General features: G+C 69.8%; 15 protein-coding genes. 12 read left to right on the top strand and 3 right to left on the bottom strand.

Going from position 1 to position 17,409, the window contains the following annotated elements; genetic code table 11:
• Positions 1-20 precede the first annotated feature (20 nt).
• From F0P95_RS13810 to F0P95_RS13770, 9 genes are all read left to right on the top strand, one after another.
• Positions 21-902, top strand: coding sequence for a LysR family transcriptional regulator (locus tag F0P95_RS13810; RefSeq protein WP_152984982.1), 882 nt, complete (start codon positions 21-23; stop codon positions 900-902).
• Between the two features lie 270 nt (positions 903-1,172).
• The gene (locus F0P95_RS13805) at positions 1,173-3,365 is read left to right on the top strand and encodes a TonB-dependent receptor (protein WP_182334710.1); all 2,193 of its coding nucleotides are present in this window, start codon (positions 1,173-1,175) and stop codon (positions 3,363-3,365) included.
• A gap of 302 nt (positions 3,366-3,667) precedes the next feature.
• A complete protein-coding gene (locus F0P95_RS13800; protein ID WP_182334709.1) occupies positions 3,668-4,873 on the top strand; it encodes a serine hydrolase domain-containing protein in 1,206 nt (401 codons plus the stop codon).
• Positions 4,870-5,811 carry a ribokinase gene (locus tag F0P95_RS13795; RefSeq protein WP_182334708.1) on the top strand — a complete coding sequence of 314 codons (942 nt, stop codon included), beginning with the start codon at positions 4,870-4,872 and terminating at the stop codon, positions 5,809-5,811. The genes F0P95_RS13800 and F0P95_RS13795 overlap by 4 nt, the downstream gene beginning before the upstream one ends.
• A 29-nt stretch (positions 5,812-5,840) precedes the next feature.
• The gene (locus tag F0P95_RS13790) at positions 5,841-8,030 is read left to right on the top strand and encodes a formylglycine-generating enzyme family protein (RefSeq protein WP_182334707.1); all 2,190 of its coding nucleotides are present in this window, start codon (positions 5,841-5,843) and stop codon (positions 8,028-8,030) included.
• The gene (locus tag F0P95_RS13785; RefSeq protein WP_182334706.1) at positions 8,027-9,886 is read left to right on the top strand and encodes a glycoside hydrolase family 127 protein; all 1,860 of its coding nucleotides are present in this window, start codon (positions 8,027-8,029) and stop codon (positions 9,884-9,886) included. Before F0P95_RS13790 ends, F0P95_RS13785 begins: the two co-directional genes overlap by 4 nt.
• A 113-nt stretch (positions 9,887-9,999) precedes the next feature.
• Positions 10,000-11,193, top strand: a complete 1,194-nt coding sequence (locus F0P95_RS13780; protein WP_182334705.1) for a CaiB/BaiF CoA transferase family protein — start codon at positions 10,000-10,002, stop codon at positions 11,191-11,193.
• Between the two features lie 13 nt (positions 11,194-11,206).
• The gene (locus F0P95_RS13775) at positions 11,207-12,163 is read left to right on the top strand and encodes a transaldolase (protein WP_182334704.1); all 957 of its coding nucleotides are present in this window, start codon (positions 11,207-11,209) and stop codon (positions 12,161-12,163) included.
• Between the two features lie 7 nt (positions 12,164-12,170).
• Positions 12,171-13,007: an acid phosphatase gene (locus F0P95_RS13770; RefSeq protein WP_182334703.1), complete on the top strand. Its 837-nt coding sequence runs from the start codon at positions 12,171-12,173 to the stop codon at positions 13,005-13,007.
• Between the two features lie 229 nt (positions 13,008-13,236).
• Here F0P95_RS13770 and smpB read toward each other — a convergent pair whose 3' ends face one another.
• Positions 13,237-13,740 carry an SsrA-binding protein SmpB gene (smpB, locus tag F0P95_RS13765; protein WP_182334702.1) on the bottom strand — a complete coding sequence of 168 codons (504 nt, stop codon included), beginning with the start codon at positions 13,738-13,740 and terminating at the stop codon, positions 13,237-13,239.
• 52 nt (positions 13,741-13,792) lie between these two features.
• Between smpB and F0P95_RS13760 the strand changes: the two genes are divergently transcribed.
• Together F0P95_RS13760 and F0P95_RS13755 are read left to right on the top strand one after the other, a co-directional pair.
• Positions 13,793-14,221, top strand: a complete 429-nt coding sequence (locus F0P95_RS13760; protein ID WP_182334701.1) for a type II toxin-antitoxin system RatA family toxin — start codon at positions 13,793-13,795, stop codon at positions 14,219-14,221.
• 3 nt (positions 14,222-14,224) lie between these two features.
• Positions 14,225-14,482, top strand: a complete 258-nt coding sequence (locus tag F0P95_RS13755; RefSeq protein WP_182334700.1) for an RnfH family protein — start codon at positions 14,225-14,227, stop codon at positions 14,480-14,482.
• Positions 14,483-14,503: 21 nt separating this feature from the next.
• On the opposite strand, the gene F0P95_RS13750 is transcribed toward F0P95_RS13755, so the two are convergent.
• Positions 14,504-14,899, bottom strand: a complete 396-nt coding sequence (locus tag F0P95_RS13750; RefSeq protein WP_182334699.1) for an outer membrane protein assembly factor BamE — start codon at positions 14,897-14,899, stop codon at positions 14,504-14,506.
• A gap of 104 nt (positions 14,900-15,003) precedes the next feature.
• On the opposite strand from F0P95_RS13750, the gene fur reads away from it, so the two are divergent.
• Entirely contained in the window at positions 15,004-15,411 is a 408-nt protein-coding gene (fur, locus tag F0P95_RS13745; protein WP_054668708.1) for a ferric iron uptake transcriptional regulator, read from the top strand.
• Between the two features lie 191 nt (positions 15,412-15,602).
• Here the strand turns inward: fur and recN are convergent, their stop codons facing one another.
• Complete coding sequence (gene recN / locus F0P95_RS13740; protein ID WP_182334698.1) at positions 15,603-17,267, bottom strand: DNA repair protein RecN; 1,665 nt, start codon at positions 17,265-17,267, stop codon at positions 15,603-15,605.
• Positions 17,268-17,409 lie beyond the last annotated feature (142 nt).

The raw sequence follows: 17,409 nt of genomic DNA, 5'->3' as shown, positions 1-17,409 counted from the left end.
CGGATCCAGAGGGCATAGTCGTGGAAACCCAGTTCCTCAACACGTTCGTCACCGTGGTCGATCGCGGCTCGATGGCCGCGGCGGCGCGCATGCTGCACATCACCCCGGCGGCGGTGGCGCAGCAGATCCGCACGCTGGAACGCGAGCTCGGCGCGCCGCTGATCGCGCGCGCCGGGCGCACCGTCAGCGTCACCGCCGAGGGTGCGCGCATCCTGCAGCGTGCGCGCGACCTGCTGCGCGACGTGTCCGACCTGCGCAGCGTGGCCAACGAGAGCGGCATGGCCGGCGAACTGCGGCTGGGGGCCTGCCCGACCGCGCTGGCCGGGCTGGTGCCGGACATCCTGGCGCGGATGGTGGCCAAGTTTCCCGAGATCAACGTATTCATCCGTCCCGGCTATTCGGCCGACCTGTACGGCGCGGTGGAAGCCGGCGACCTGGACGCGGCGATGGTACTGCAGGCGCCGTTCTCGCTGCCCAAGACCTGCGACTGGCAGCTGCTGCGCGAAGAGCCGATGGTGGTGCTGGCACCGGCGCGGCTGGCCGCGCGCGACCCGCACGACCTGCTGCGCGACGAACCGCTGATCCGCTATGACCGCCATGAATGGGGCGGGCGCCAGGCCGACGAGTACCTGCGCCGCGTGGGCATCGTGCCGCGCGAGCGTTTCGAGCTCAACGCGCTCAACGCCATCGCGGTGATGGTGGACCGTGGCCTGGGAGTGTCGCTGGTGCCCGACTGGGCGCGGCCATGGCCCGAAGGGCTGGCGGTGGCGCGGCTGCCGCTGCCCGAGCCGTGCGAGCCGCGTCGCATCGGCATGGTCTGGTCGCGTTCGTCGGTACGCATCCGCCAGGTCAACGCGCTGCTGGAAGAAGGCCGCGCCGAACTGTTGCCCGGCAGGGCCTAGTCGCGCCTGCCGGCGCGGCCCGGGCGCCTTTGCCGCACGCCCGCGACCGGCACGATCCGCAACAAATCCTAGGCAGTGAACATACGATTGCGCGCTTCTATCGTCATGAAGTCGCACCTAGTCTTCGGCCAAGACCGGCCGGTGCGTGACCAGATCCCGTAGAGGATCGTCCTCCACCCCGGCCCGACGGGCGCGAGCCCGGACGCGATATCCGGCACGTGCGACTCCCCGGTCGTCGGTGCCGCAATCCACTTCGGGGGGAGAGAATCAATGATCAAGCCACTTACGGCCGCCATCGGCATGGCCCTGCTCGCCGGCATGAACGGTGCCGCCTGGGCGCAGGACGCCCAGGACAAGAACCAGGACAAGGCCGTCGACCTGGACCAGGTGATCGTCACCGGTACCCGCACCGCCACCGCCATCGACAAGATTCCCGGCGCCATCACCCTGGTGTCCAGGGAAGAAGTGCAGCGCACGCTGAGCCTGACCGAAGACGCGACCGCGGTGCTGGCCCGCACCGTCCCCGGCTACGCCGAGTCCTCGCAGGCCATGAGCAACACCGGCGAAACCCTGCGCGGCCGCATCGCGCTGCGCCTGTTCGACGGCATCCCGCAGGGCTCGCCGCTGCGCGAAGGCAACCGCAACGGCACCTTCACCGACATGGGCGTGGTGGGACGCATCGAGGTGATCAACGGCCCGTCCGCTTCCGAAGGCATCGGCGCGGCCGGCGGCATCATCAACTACATCTCCAAGGTGCCGACCGTCGAAGGCCACGAGACGGAAGTGATCTCGCGCTACTCCACCCAGTTCGGCGACGACAGCGCCGGCTGGAAGCTGGGCGTGAACCATGCCTACAAGGGCGATGACGTGGATGCGCTGCTGAGCGCCTCGTACATCGACCGCGGCATCTCCTACGACGGCAATGGCCGCCGCATCGGCATGAACACCAGCGGCTCGACCTCCGACTCGGAGGCCCGCAACCTGTTCCTGAAGGCCGGCTACAACTTCGGCGAATCCGGCGCGCAGCGCCTGCAGGCCAGCTACAGCCGCTTCAAGATCGACGGCAAGGCCAACTACCACCAGGTCGAAGGCTGCCGCTACGACCCGGTGTCGTGCCCGGTGCCGACCACCAATACCTCCGAGCGTGGCGCCATCGCCGGCTCGCTGGCCGAATTCAACGATTTCAAGCAGTTCGCGCTGAACTACAGCAACGGCGACCTGTTCGGCGGCACCCTGGTGGCCGACTACTACTGGGCCGACCAGGCCATGCGCTACCTGCCGGAGAACGGTGACGACAAGCAGCTGGTCAAGGTCGGCGCCGGCTTCGACGAAAGCCAGCGCATCTACGACCAGTCCGAGATCACCTCGAAGAAGCAGGGCCTGCGCAGCTCGTGGACCCGCGGCGACATATTCGGCCTGGAAGGGCTGCAGCTGCGTGCCGGCGTGGACCTGGTCAAGGACGAGGCCGCGCAGCGGCTGGCGCTGACCAACCGCCTGTGGGTGCCGCCGATGAAGTACACCAGCACCGCGCCGTATGCGCAGCTGACCTGGGACATCGGCCCGGTGACCGTCAGCGGCGGCCTGCGCCGCGAAGACGGCGAGCTCAAGGTCGACAGCTACACCACCACCGCCTACCGCAACGGCGTGTTCGTGCAGGGCGGGGGGCTCAAGTACGCCGAGAACATGAAGAACCTCGGTGCGATCTGGCGCGTGACCGACGAGCTGTCGGTGTTCGCGTCCTACGGCGAGGGCTTCGGCCTGCCCAACATCGGCATCCCGCTGCGCAACATCAACGTGCCGGGGCAGTCGGTGGACCGCATCTCCGACCTGCAGGCGATCATCGTCGACAACCGCGAGTACGGGTTCAACTGGCGCGGCGACCGCGGCGCGCTGGGCATGTCCTACTACGACAGCCGCTCCGAGTTCGGCACCTCGCTGGCCATCGATCCGCGCAGCAATGACTTCATCCTCAGCCGCGCACCGACCCGCATCAAGGGCTTCGAGGCCAACGGCGAGTGGCGCTTCAGCGATGCCTGGAAGGTGACGGCGCTGTATTCGCGCATCCGCGGCACCACCGAGTACTACCCGGGCTCGGGCCTGATCAAGAAGATGGGCGTGCTGGACATCAACCCGGACAAGATCGGCGCCTCGGTGGCCTGGAACTTCCTGCCCGAGGCCAATGTCACCCTCGGCGCGACCAAGCTGCTCGACCGCGACCTGCGCGCCACCCACACCCGCCCGAGCGATGGCGCGGTGTATACCAACGCGGAGAAGACCGAAGGCTACGTGCTGTTCGACCTGGTGGTGAACTACGACACCGGCCGCTACGGCAAGCTGTCGCTGGGCATCGAGAACCTGTTCGACAAGCAGTACATCCTGAGCTGGTCGCAGTTGCCCGGTTGGCAGAACTACTGGTCCGGCCGTGGTCGCATGGTCTCGCTGAGCCACAGCATCAAGTTCTGATCGTTTCACCCCCAGCGGCGTCCCGGTTCTCCGGGGCGCCGCTTTCGTTTGCAGGACCCGGCGCTGCCGCCATCACCCCGGGATCGGTGTGGCCTGAAGCAAGCGGAGTTCCCTTTGCACCGGCGCGCCCTGCGTCTAGGCTGGTCCCGGCAAAGCGCACCCGGCGCCAACGCACGCCCCGCTCCCTCCCGCGCCTGCACGGCCGGGCCATACGGAACCGCAGCATGCACTCCACGGCATCCACAACCGGCACCGCAGCATACCCGGCATGGCGATCGCCAGCGCGCTGGCTGCTTTGCTGGATGCTCGCGGCCGCCTGCATCGCCCCGGCCGGCGCCCGCGACGATGACCGCTGGCAGCGGCTGGACGGTTTCCTCCAGGACAGTACCGGCAGCGGTCGCTTCCCCGGCGCGGTGGCGCTGGTCGAGCACCGCGGCCGCATCGTTTTCCATGGCCACTGGGGCCATGCCGACAGCGCGGGCACCCGGCCGCTGCGCGAAGACGCCATTTTCCGCATCTACTCGATGACCAAGCCGGTGACCTCGGTCGCGGTGCTGATGCTGATGGAGGAGGGGCGGCTGGCGCTGGACGATCCGCTGTCGCGTTACCTGCCGGCATTCGCAGACCGCCAGGTCGTGGTCGGCGGTGACGCGCGGCATCCGCAACTGGCGCCTTCGCCGCGGGCGATCACCCTGCGCCACCTGCTGACCCATACCAGCGGGCTGGCGGCGGACTCGGCCGCGCACCCGGTCGCGACCGGGCTGCTGGATGCCGCCGGCATCGATGCGGCCACGTCGCTGGAGGACGTAGCCGCACGTCTGGCGACGCTGCCGCTGGCCGATGCGCCCGGTACCCATTTCCATTACGAAGGCAGCAACACCGAACTGCTGGCGCGGGTGGTGGAAGTCGTGAGCGGGCAGCCGTTCGCGCAGTTCCTGCAACACCGCATCTTCGATCCGCTGGCGATGCGCGATACCGGTTTCGTCGTGCCCGTCGCACAGCGCGGGCGCGTGGTGGAGCTGCCGACCGGCACCGACGATGGCCGCCTGCGCGTGGCCGGCACGCCCAGCGCGCTCAGCCCCGGCGTGCGCCTGAAGGGCTATGACAGCGGTGCCGGCGGCCTGTACTCCACGGCCGCCGACTACCTGGCATTCGCGCGCATGCTCCGCGACGATGGCCGTGCGGGCGGGCGCCGGCTGCTGGCGCGCAAGACCGTGGACCTGATGATGGCCGACCAGCTCGGCGGCTTCGTACCCGCCGTGCGTGGCCCGGCGCCCGGCGAAGGCTTCGGCCTCGGCGGCTACGTCGTCGTCGACCCGGCCGCGCGCGGCAAGCTGGGCAGTGCCGGGCAGTTCGGCTGGTCCGGCGCCGCCTCGACCTACTTCACCATCGACCGCCGGGAACGACTGGTGGCGATCCTGATGCTGCAGTACCTGCCCGCCGGCCCACGGCCGCTGGCGTCGCCTTCGACCCGCTTCTACAACCTCGTCTACCAGGCCATCCCATGAGCTCCACCGTCCTCGTCGCCGGCTCGGCCAATCTCGATTTCGTGGTGCGCGCCGCGCATGTGCCGGCGCCGGGAGAAACCGTGCTCGGTCGCCAGTTCCGTACCTTCCCCGGTGGCAAGGGCGCCAACCAGGCGGTGGCCTGCGCGCGCGCCGGCGGCGCCGATACCCGCATGCTGCTGGCCCTGGGCGAGGACGATTTCGCCAGACCGATCGAGGCCTCGCTGGGCGACGCCGGGGTGCGGCTGCATGTGGTGCGCGACGCGCAGCTGCCGACCGGCACCGCCTTCATCTGCCTGTCCGACGATGCCGAGAACGCCATCACCGTCGCGCCCGGCGCCAACATGGCCCTGCAGCCGATGCACCTGCCGCCGCTGGACGGCGTGCAGTGGCTGCTGCTGCAGCTGGAAACCCCGCTCGATGCCGTGCTGGCTTACGCACGCACCGCACGCGCGGCCGGGATCAAGGTGGCGCTCAACGCCGCACCGGCGCAGGTGCTGCCGGCCGCGCTGCTGGCGCAACTGGACATGCTGATCGTCAACGAGGGCGAACTGGACGTGGTCGCCGGCCACCCGCCGGACCTGGCCACCGGCCTGGCGCGACTGCAGGTGCCGTGCGTGATCGTCACCCTCGGCGCGCGCGGCTGCCTGGCGCGCAGCGAGGGCCACATCCTGCTGCAGCCGGCATTTTCCATCGAGCCGGTGGACACCACCGCTGCCGGCGATACCTTCTGCGGCACGCTGGTGGCATCGCTGGCGCGCGGCCAGACGCTGCAACAGGCGCTGCTCCGCGCCAGCGCCGCGTCCGCGCTGGCCTGCACCCGGCTGGGTGCGCAGTCCAGCATCCCCGACCATGCCGAGGTCGCCGCAATGCTGGCCGATACCGCACGCGTCCCCGGTGCCGCCGCCCATGCCGCGCTGGCGACCGCCTGCGCGCTCTGACCCTTTCCGCTTTCCGTTGGATGAATGCCATGACCACGCCGTACACCACGCCCGATTACGACAACGAAGCCGCCGACCACGGGCGTGAGGCGATCACCACCGAATACAAGTTCTCCCACGTCACCACCGGCCGCTACCTGCCCACCCCGGGCAAGGCGCCGGCGTGGCCGTTCGCCGACATCGGCAGCTGGATGATCGACGCCAATGCCAGCGCCGCCGACTGGCTGACCGAACTGAAGGACTGGCGCCGCGAGCACCTGGTGCGCATCGGCTACACCGACGCCAACTACCGGCGCCCGGAACTGCAATGGGCGCAGCGCAACTTCGTGCATGCGCAGATGATGGTCGAGGACCGCTACTTCTTCGACGTGGATACCGCGCAGTACACCGTGGACCGCTACCTGGACGACCTGGTCGCGCGCTTCGGCGGGCTGGACTCGGTGCTGATCTGGTACATCTATCCGAACATCGGCATCGACGACCGCAACCAGTTCGACCTGGCGCACACGCTGCCCGGTGGCATCGAGGGCCTGAAGGCCGCTGTGCAGGCTTTCCAGAAGCGCGGCGTGCGCGTCTTCCTGCCGGCCAAGCCTTGGGACCACGGCACCCGCGACCCGGGCGTGACGCACTGGGACGGCATGGCCGCGATCATCAAGGCCACCGGCGCCGACGGCATCAACGGCGATACCTTCAACGGCGTGCCGCGCGCGTTCTTCGATGCGTGCGACGCCAACGGCACCCCGGTGGTGGTGCAGCCGGAGTCGACCATCAGCTCCGAGGAGCAGCTGATCTGGAACGTGCAGAGCTGGGGCAAGAAGGCGCCGGACGGCCCGGTGCCGCCGGTGTCCAAGTGGAAGTGGCTGGAACCCCGGCACATGGTCAACTACGAGAACCGCTGGGGCCGCAACCGCAACCACGACCTGCAGTACTGCTTCTTCAACGGCATCGGCTACAACGCGTGGGAGAACATCTGGGGCATCTGGAATGCGTTCACCCCGCGCGACGGCGAGACCCTGCGGCGCATCGCGGCGATCTACCGCCAGTTCCCGCAGCTGGTGGTGTCGCTGGACTGGGAGCCATACCAGGTCTGCTTCCAGGGCGGCATCTTCGCCAGCAGGTTCCCGGTCCAGGGCCTGACCCTGCATACCCTGGTCAACCGCAACGAGTACCCGGTCGACGGCGAGCAGATCGGCCTGGCGCACGTGGAGGGCACCCGCTACTACGACGTGTGGCATGGCGTGGAGCTGTCGCCGGTGGTGCGTGACGGCGTGGCGGTGATCGAGCTGCCGATGGAGGCGCGCGGCTTCGGCGCGGTACTCAGCGTGCAGCCGGGCGTGGTGGTGGATGGTTTCGACGCCTTCATGGCCGCGGCCGCCACGCGCGCCCGGCAGCCGCTCAACAGCTACTCCGGCGCCTGGAAGGCGGCCCCGCAGCAGCTGCGCGAGATCCCGCCGACCGCGGCGCAGGCGGTCGCGCCGGACGGCATGGTCAGCATTCCCGCCGGCGAATTCGTGTTCGCCGTCGGCGGCGTCGAGATCGAGGGCTTCAACTGGGCCGGGCAGGACGTGCAGTTCCCCTGGGAAGACTGCCCACGCCGCCACCACCGCCGGCGCATGCAGATGGCGGCGTTCCACATCGACCGCCACCCGGTCACCAACGCGCAGTTCAAGGCGTTCATCGACGCCACCGGTTACCACCCGGCCGACGACATCAACTTCCTCGCCCACTGGGTGGACGCTGCGCCGCGCGCCGGCTGGGACAACAAGCCGGTGACCTGGGTATCGCTGGAAGACGCGCGCGCCTATGCCGCCTGGGCCGGCAAGCGCCTGCCGCACGAATGGGAATGGCAGTACGCCGCACAGGGCAGCGATGGCCGGCTGTATCCGTGGGGCAACGACTGGGACCCGGCCCGGGTGCCGCGGGTGAACCGCGGCCGCCGCATCCTGCCGCCGGACGACGTCGACGCGCACCCGGACGGCGCCAGCCCGTTCGGGGTGGAGGACCTGGTCGGCAACGTGTGGCAGTGGACCGACGAGTTCGTCGACGACCATACCCGCGCGGCGATCCTGCGCGGCGGTTCCAGCTACCAGCCGCAGACCTCGCACTGGTATTTCCCGCAGGCATACCGGCTTGACCAGCACGGCAAGTACCTGCTGATGGCGCCGGCCAAGGACCGCAGCGGCATGCTCGGCTTCCGCTGCGTGGTGGACGCGGCATGAGCGCGGCCATTGCCTGCGGCCAGCAGTGGGTGGGCCCGGCGGCGGTACGGCTCGACGGCCTGTTCGGGCAGATGCTGGCCGCCAACCGTGGCGGCCGGCTGAGCCACTTCATCGTCGATGAGGACAGCCCGTCGATCAGCATCTTCGGCCAGGCGCACAAGTGCCGGAACCAGGAAGGCGACTGGTACGGCGAGCATGCCGGCAAATGGCTCTCCGCCACCGCCCGGGCGGTGGCGCAGGGCGCGCAGCCGCAGCTGGAGGCCAACCTGCGCCGCGTGGCCGACTGGCTGGTCAGCCAGCAGGACGAGGACGGCTACCTCGGCAACTACGCCGCCGACCGCCGCTTCACCGTGCCGCAGCCGCCCAGGCCCGAAAGCTGGAACGGCGAACCGGCGCTGCGCACCTGGGACATCTGGACCCACAGCTACCTGGTCCTGGGTTTCCTGGAAACCTGGCGCGCGCTGGGCGAGGTGCGCTACCTGCAGGCCGCGTGCCGCATTGCCGACCTGTGCTGGCAGGCGCTGGAATCGGGCATCGACATCACCACGCTCGGCAACCACCATGGCATGTCCGCCACGGTGCTGCTGGACCCGGCCGCCGACCTGTACCTGGTCACCGGCGAGCCCCGCTATCTGGCGCTGGCCGAGAAGATCCTGCAGCAGGCCAACGCCAGCCCGCGCCTGGCCCTGCTCGACAAGGCACTGGCCGGCGAGGACGCGGCCTTCATCGCCACCGGCAAGGCCTACCAGCTGTGCTGGAACCTGGTCGGGCTGGCCAAGCTGTACAAGGCCACCGGCAAGGACGAATACCGCGTCGCCGTCGATGCGCTGTGGAACAGCATCCGCACCCACCATCTCACCCTGGGCGGCGGCCCGTGGGGCGGGGTGGCGCACCGGTCGCGCGAAGTGTTCAACGCGCCGCGCACGTTCTTCCCGCAGGCCTACGTGGAGACCTGCTCGGTGCTGGCATGGATGCAGTTGAACCGCGAACTGCTCGCGATCACCGGGCATGCGCGCCATGCCGACGAGCTCGAACGCACCGCCTACAACGACCTGCTGGCGGCGATGGCGCCCGATGGCGAGGACTGGTGCTACTACACCTTCCCCAACGGCAGGCGGGTGCACACCACCTACTGGCGCTGCTGCAAGTCCTCCGGTGCGATGGCGGTGGAGGAACTGCCGCAGGTCGCCTACGGCACCACCGCCGACGGCAGCCTGCGGGTCAACCTGTATGGCGCCGGGGAGGCGACCCTGCACCACGCCGAGGCCGGCGCGGTGACGCTGCAGCAGCAGACGCGCTATCCGTTCGACGGCCGGATCACGCTGCGGGTGACGCCGGAAAACCGCGCCACCTTCGGCATCGGCCTGCGCATCCCGGCCTGGGCCGGGGATGCGCGCATCCGGGTCAACGGCATCGAGGTGCCGGTGCAGGCAGGCGCCGATGGCTTCGTGCAGCTGCGGCGGCAATGGCAGGCCGGCGACAGCATCGCCGTGGTGCTGCCGATGCAGCCGCAGCTGCAGCGTGCGGCCAACCTCAACGTCCAGGAGTCGCGTGCCCCGGATGGCTCGCCGGTGGCGCAGGAAGTGCTGCGCTGGGAGTACGTCGGCCTGACCTACGGCCCGCTGGTCTACGCCACCACGCTGATCGACGGCTACAAGACCGACGAGACGGTGAAACTGCCGGCGGGCGACCCGTCGCAATGGTTGCAGGTCGGCGAGGACGCGGGCGAGGGCGCGCCGCTGACGATGCAGCTGGAATGCCGCGCACCGCTTCGGTTCGAGCCTTACTACCGCTGCGGTGGACGCGTGCACGGTGCCTGGCGGCTGACCTGGCTGTCGCTGGCGCCGGCGCCCTGACCGCGCCGCGCCACGGCCATTCGCCGCTTTAAGTCCTCGCTGAAAATACCCGCACGATATGTTTCTTCCCGGCCCCGCGGAGGAAACTGCAATCAAGGAATCGAGTGCGCCCCATGTCCGCAAGCCCCAGCCCGTCACCCTTCGACATCGCCCGCCGCGACGGCGCCAGTGGCCCGCTGAGCGGCGTGCGCGTGCTCGATCTCAGCGCGTACATCGCCGGCCCCTATGGCTGCACGCTGCTGGCCGACCAGGGGGCGGAAGTGATCAAGGTGGAGCCGCCGGCCGGCGACAACCTGCGCAAGTATCCATCCACGCTGGAAGCGGAAAGCCGCGCCTTCCTCGGCGTCAACCGATCCAAGCGCGGCGTGGTGCTCGACCTGAAGCAGCCCGACCAGCGCGCGGTGCTGATGCGGCTGGTGCGCGAGGCCGACGTGCTGGTGCACAACTTTCGCCCCGGCGTGCCGGCGCGGCTGGGCATCGACTTCGACAGCCTGCAGCGGCTCAACCCGCGGCTGGTGTACTGCGCGGTCACCGGCTACGGCGAGACCGGCCCGCTGCGCGACAAGGCCGGCTACGACCAGGTGCTGCAGACCATGACCGGCATGTGCGCGATGCAGGGCAAGCCCGGCGGCGCACCGGAAATCCTGTATGGCTCGGTGGTGGACTACTACGCCGCCGCGCTGGTGGCCGCGGGCGTGTCCTCGGCGCTGTACGAGCGCGAGCGCAGCGGCGAGGGCCAGTACGTGGGCGTGTCGCTGCTGCGCAGCGCGCTGACCATGCAGTCGGCACGGATGATCTGGGCCGAGGGCGAACCGGAAGCGGTCGGCCGCGACATGCGCTCGGGGGGTGTCACCGGCATCCATCCCACCGCCGATGGCTGGCTCTACATCTCGGCCAATACGCCGCATTTCTGGCAGGCGCTGTGCGAAAAGACCGGACTGCCGGAACTGGCCGCCGACCCGCGCTACGACACCGTGCGCAAGCGCGCCGCGCACTCGGACGAGCTGCTGGCGCGGTTGCACGCGGCGCTGGCCGCGCGCAGCGCGCTGGAATGGGAAGCGCTGTTCGGCGAGGACGTGCCGTGCGCGGCCGCGCGCAAGGTCGAGGACATGTTCGAGCACCCGCAGGTGCAGGCCGGCGAGATGATCGCATCGCTGCCGCACCCGGTGCTGGGCAGTTACCGCGGCATCACCCGTCCCATCGTGTTCGGCCGCACCCCGGGCCCGCACCCCTTCGCCGCGCCGGTATTCGACCAGGACACCGCCTCGGTCCTCGCCCGCGTCGCCGAAGACGGCGCCACGCCCTGACCTGGAACCTGCAATGACCCGATCCAAGCTCGCCCAGCTGCGCGGACTGTCCGTCGTGGTCGCCGATACCGGCGACTACGACGCCATCAAGCGCCTGCGCCCGGTCGACTGCACCACCAACCCGACGCTGGTGCGCAAGGCCCTGGACCTGCCGGTGTACGCCGGGCTGATCGAACGCGAGCTGCAATGGGGCCGCGCCCAGGCCGGCGACCGCGCCGAGGTCGCCAGGGCCGTGGTCGACCGCCTGACCATCGGCGTGGGCGCGATGCTGGCCGAGCTGGTGCCGGGCCGCGTCTCCACCGAGGTCGATGCCGACCAGGCCCACGACACCGCCGCGACCATCGCCAAGGCGCGCCAGTTCATCGCCATGTACGCAGCGGCCGGCGTGCCGCGCGACAAGGTGCTGATCAAGATCGCCGCCACCTGGGCCGGGGTGGAAGCCACCCGCGTGCTGCAGGCCGAGGGCATCGACTGCAACCTGACGCTGATCTTCAACCCGACCCAGGCGCTGGCCTGTTCGGAAGCCGGCGCGTTCCTGATCTCGCCGTTCGTCGGCCGCATCCTGGACTGGTACGTGGCCCACGGCCAGGCGCCGGCCAGCATCGACGAGGACCCGGGCGTGAGGTTCGTGCGCGGCGTGTACGCCGAGTTCAAGCGCCGCGGCTCGCCGACGGTGGTGATGGGCGCCTCGTTCCGCTCGACCGCGCAGATCGAGGCGCTGGCCGGCTGCGACCGCCTGACCATCTCGCCGGACCTGCTGGAAAAGCTCGACGCCGACCTGGGCGAGCTGCCGCGCAGGCTGGTGCCGGGCGCCGCCGAAGCGGTGGACGTCGCGCCGATCGACCAGGCGAAGTTCGACGCCGACATGGCCGCCGACCCGATGGCCACCGAGAAGCTGGCCACCGGCATCGACGCTTTCGCCAAGGACCTGCAGGCGCTGCGCCAGCGCATTGCCGACGAACTTGCCTGAGCCGGCCATGATGGCAATGCGCCCGCGGCTCCCGCGCCTGCTCGCCACCGGCCTGTGCCTGCTGGCCAGCGCCTGTGCCACGCCGGCCGCGCGCGAGCCGGTGGCCGAGCTCCGCCCCGGCATCGCCCGCGGTTACCTGGAGCCGGGACAACTGCCCGACAGCATCGCCCTGCTGCCACCGCCGCCGGCGCCCGGATCGGCGGCGTTCGCGCTGGACGAGCAGGTCAACCAGGCGCGCGCGCTGCGTGGCACGCCGCGCTGGCGGCAGGCCGCCGCCGACGCCAACCTGCGCTTTCCCGAGGCTGCCTCGGTCTTCGCCTGCGCGATCGGCAGCAGCGTCGACCAGGCCACCACACCCGGCCTGTACGGCCTGCTGCGACGTACCCTCACCGACGCGGCGGTGGCCAGCGATGCCGCCAAGCACCGCTATGACCGCCAGCGGCCATTCGTGGTCAACGGCGATCCGACCTGCACGCCGGACGAACAGGCCGGGCTGGCGCGCAATGGCTCGTATCCTTCCGGCCACGCCGCCATCGGCTGGGCCTGGGCGCTGATCCTGGCCGAGCTGGCCCCGGACCGGGGCGATGCCATCCTCGCCCGCGGCCGCCGCTACGGCGAGAGCCGGCTGGTGTGCAACGCGCATTGGCACAGCGATGTGCTGTCAGGGCGCTTCATGGGGTCGGCGGTGGTCGCGCGCCTGCATGCCGATCCGCAGTTCCGCCGCGACATGGACGCCGCACGCACGGAACTGGCCATGGCGCGTGCGCGCGGCGTCGCGGTACCCACTGACTGCGATGCCATCGCGGCGGCGTTGGCGCAGCCGTTGCCGGCCGCGGCCTACTGATTTCCACCAGGTTACGTTACCGGTTGCTCTCTCCCTCCCTCCGGTATCGCCACGACCGTGCCGGCATGGCACGGTCGTTTTTTTTGCCGGGGAAGAACCGGGGGCCGCGTCGGATTGCCCGAGGCCACCGGCGTCCGCGGGGGGAGTGGAAAATTCGACTCCACCCGCAGGTTTTGCCGCGCTCCCGGTTTTACCGGTTTCATGGCGGAGCCAGCGGCCGCCGCCTCACTCAGGCATTGCGGTTGTGGGCACGCAGCGCGCGCTGCTTCTCGCGGGCCCAGTCGCGGTCCTTGGCCGCATCGCGCTTGTCATGGGCCTGCTTGCCCTTGGCCAGTGCGATTTCCAGCTTGATCCGGTTCTTGCTCCAGTACATCGCGGTCGGTACCAGGGTGTAGCCGTCGCGCTCCACCCGCCCGATGAGCTTGTCGATCTCGCGCCGGTGCAGCAGCAGCTTGCGCTGGCGCCGGTCCTCCGGGATGGTATGGGTGGATGCCTGGATCAATGGCGTGATCTGCGCGCCGATCAGGAAGATCTCGCCGTCCTTCACGTAGGCGTAGGCGTCGGTCATGTTGCCGCGCCCGGCGCGGATGGCCTTGATCTCCCAGCCCTGCAGCACCAGCCCGGCCTCGAAACGCTCCTCCAGGTGGTATTCATGGCGCGCGCGCTTGTTCAGCGCGATGGTTTTGTCGGCCTGCGCGTTCTTTGCTTTATCCTTACCGGGTTTCTTGCTCATTTCCGTATTGTCTCCGATTCGGAGGCGTTCCGAACATCCGTCCGTATCCCGCATGCCTATCATCCGCCGCAGCGCCCTGGTCGAACAGTCGGCCGAGCGCATGTTCGACCTGGTCAACGACGTTGCCGCCTATCCGCGGCGTTTCCGCTGGTGCGAAGCGGCGCAGATCCTGGAATCGGGCCCGGAGCGCCTGGTGGCCCGCCTGGATCTGGGGCTGGGGTCGTTCCGCACCTGGTTCATGACCGAGAACACGCTGCAGCGCCCGGGCAGCATCGACATGCAGTTGAAGGACGGCCCGTTCAAGCGCCTGCATGGCCGCTGGCAGTTCCAGCCATTGTCCGACGCCGCCTGCAAGGTGAGCCTGGAGCTGGAGTTCGAGCCGACCTCGCGCCTGCTCGGGCCGGCGCTGGCACTGGGCTTCCAGGGGCTGGCCGACCGCATGGTCAATGACTTCGTGCGCGTGGCCGAGCAGGGGGACTGAGGCATGCGTGTGGAGGTGGTGCTGGCCTGGCCGGAGCGCTGCCTGCGGCGGGAGCTGGTGCTGCCGGAAGGGAGCACGGTCGCCGATGCGGTGGCGGCGGCGGCGCTGGATGCCACTGCTGAATCCGTGGCCATGGCGGTGCATGGCGTGTTGGCACGGCCGCAACAGGTGCTGCACGACGGCGACCGCGTCGAACTGCTCAGGCCACTGCTGGCCGACCCCAAAGAGAATCGCCGCCGGCGGGCACGCGGCGGCGATTGATGCGATGCGTGGCGCCTGGAATCAGCGGCCGCCGCGCTTCTTCTTGTCGCGGTTCAGGTTGGGGCCGAACTGGCGCACGCTGCGCTTCGCCAGTTCCCCGTCCTGATTGGGGAAGTAGTCGCCTTCCCAGCGGGTGACGCGGTCGTTCTCGAAGAACACGGTGAAGTTCTTCACCTCGGTCTTGCCCAGGCGGTTCACGCGCTGGCTGGAGGTGTAATCCCAGCGCTGCGCATGGAACGGGTCGGGGATGGACGGCGTTCCCAGCAGCGCATTGACCTGCTGCTTGCTCTGGCCCGCCTGCAGTTGCGCGACGGACTTTTCTTGAAGCAGGTTGCCCTGGTAGATGGGCTGCTTGTAGATGATGCCGCAGCCGGTGGTGGACAGGGCGACAACGGCGATCAGCAGGAGGTTGCGCATTGGGACGGGCGAATGAGGAAATCCCGGCGATGATACACTCCCCGGCACCCAGCGCGATCTGACCGGAGGCAACTGGCGTCAAACCGCCAATGAACACGATGGCCATGGAATCCAACGACCTGCGCAAAGTCGGCCTCAAGGTGACGCATCCGCGGATGCGCATCCTTGCGCTGCTCGAGCAGAATACCCCCCACCACCACCTGACCGCCGAGGACATCTACCGGCAGCTGCTCGACTGCGGCGACGAGATCGGCCTGGCGACGGTGTACCGCGTGCTGACCCAGTTCGAGGCGGCCGGCCTGGTACTCAAGCACAATTTCGAAGGTGGGCAGGCGGTCTACGAACTGGACCGTGGCGGTCACCACGACCACATGGTCGACGTGGACACCGGCAAGATCATCGAATTCGAGAGCCGCGAGATCGAGGAACTGCAGAAAAGGATCGCGGCCGAGCACGGCTACGAGCTGGAAGAGCACTCGCTGGTGCTGTACGTGCGCAAGAAGCGGCGCTGAGCCGCCCGCACCGCCTGCATGCGTGAAGACACCGGCCTTGCGCCGGTGTTGTCGTTTCCAGGGGGCTTCACGCCTTTCCGCCGCCAGGGCCGGGGGAAGGGCGCGGCGGGCGGGGCCCCGGCGGCATTCGCCGGCGCCGGGGCATGGCGCCCGGCTGGCCCCACGCGTGCGGCCAGCCCGCGCGAGGGGGCTCAGGCCTCGGCCAGCAGTTTGCGGGCCGCGGCGCGGGCTTCCCTGCTGACTTCGGCGCCGCCGAGCATGCGCGCCAGTTCTTCCTCGCGGCCCTTGGCGTCGAGCAGTTCCACCGCGCTCTGGGTCATGCCCTCCACCGGGGCCTTGCTGACCCGGTAATGGGCGTGGCCCTTGGAGGCGACCTGCGGCAGGTGGGTCACGCACAGCACCTGGCGGCGCTCGCCCAGGGCGCGCAGTTTCTTGCCGACGATGTCGGCCACGGCACCGCCGATGCCCGAGTCGACCTCGTCGAACACCATGGTCGGCACGGCATCCAGGCCCAGTGCCGCCACCTCGATGGCCAGCGATATGCGCGACAGCTCGCCGCCGGAGGCGACCTTGCGCAGCGCCCTGGGGGGCTGCCCGGCGTTGGCGGCGACCAGGAACTCGAGCCGTTCGGCGCCATTCGGGTCCGGGCGCAGCTGCGGCTGGGGCTCCAGTTCGATCAGGAACTGGCCGCCGCCCATGCCCAGTTCGCCGATCAGCGCGGTGGTGGTGTCCGACAGCGACCTGGCCGCGGTGGCGCGGCTGGCGGTAAGCAGGGCGGCCTGCGCCTGCCAGTGCGCGGCGGCCTTGTCGATCTCGCCCGCCAGCTGCGACAGCCGGGCGTCGGCGCCCCGCAGTTGTTCCAGTTCCCCGGCGATGCGCTCGCGGGTGGCCGCCAGCTCCTCCATCGACACCCGGTGCTTGCGCGCCAGGTCGTGCAGGCGGCCAAGCCGGCGCTCGATGTCCTCGAACGCTTCCGGGTCGCTGTCCAGGTCGTCCTGGACCCGGTCCAGCTGGGCCAGGGCTTCGTGCAGCTGGATGCCGGCGGCGTCGAGCATGCCGTCGATCTCGCCCAGCCGCGGGTCGTGCTGGCTGACCCGCGACAGCTCGTGCCGTACCTGCTGCAGCAGGCCGAGCAGGGATGGGCCGTCATCGCCGTTGAGCGCGGCGCCGGCGTACTGGCAGGCGTCGATCAGCGCGGTGGAATGCGCCTGGCGGCGGTGGCTGGCGGCCAGCGCGGCCACCGCCGCCGGCTCCAGTTCCTCGCGCTGCAGCTCGCCGAGCTGGTGTTCCAGGAAGGCGATGCGGTCGGAGACGTCGCCCTGCTGCGACAGCGCGTCGCGCTCGTCGATCAGCGCCTGCCAGCGGCTGCTGGCGGCGCGTACCGCGGCGCGCTCGGCGTCGTTGCGGGCATAGGCATCGAGCAGGGCCAGCTGGCTGGGGCGCGACAGCAGCGCCTGCTGCTCGTGCTGGCCATGGATCTCGACCAGGAAAGCGGCCAGCTCGGCCAACTGCGACACCGGCACCGGGCGGCCGTTGATGAAGGCGCGCGAGCCGCCATCGGCGCGGATCACCCGGCGCAGCTGGCACTGTTCCTCGTCGTCGAGCTCGTTGTCCCGCAGCCAGCGGCGGGCAGGGGCCTGGTCGTCGAGGTCGAACTCGGCCGAAAGCTCGGCCCGGCTGGCGCCGTGGCGGACCACGCCGCTGTCGGCGCGCAGCCCGGACAGGAAGCCCAGGGCATCGACCATCAGCGATTTGCCGGCGCCGGTTTCGCCGGAAACCACGGTCATGCCTGGCCCGAACTCCAGTTCGGTGGCGCGGACAACGGCGAAATCCTTGATCGAGAGATGTCTGAGCATGGTCGGCAGTGTGTGTGGCCGCGCAAAACTAGCATGTGCATGCTGCGGGTCAATCCGGAAAGGGCGTTCCGGGCGTCACATTAATGCGCGCCGGTCGCACCGGATGAGCCGCAGCCTTGAAACCCGGGGGGCAGCCCACATA

Origin of the sequence: Stenotrophomonas acidaminiphila, assembly GCF_014109845.1 — a bacterium.
Lineage (GTDB): Bacteria > Pseudomonadota > Gammaproteobacteria > Xanthomonadales > Xanthomonadaceae > Stenotrophomonas > Stenotrophomonas acidaminiphila.
The sequence above is the reverse complement of the archived record's forward strand: the minus strand, read 5'-3'. Positions and strand labels throughout refer to the sequence as shown.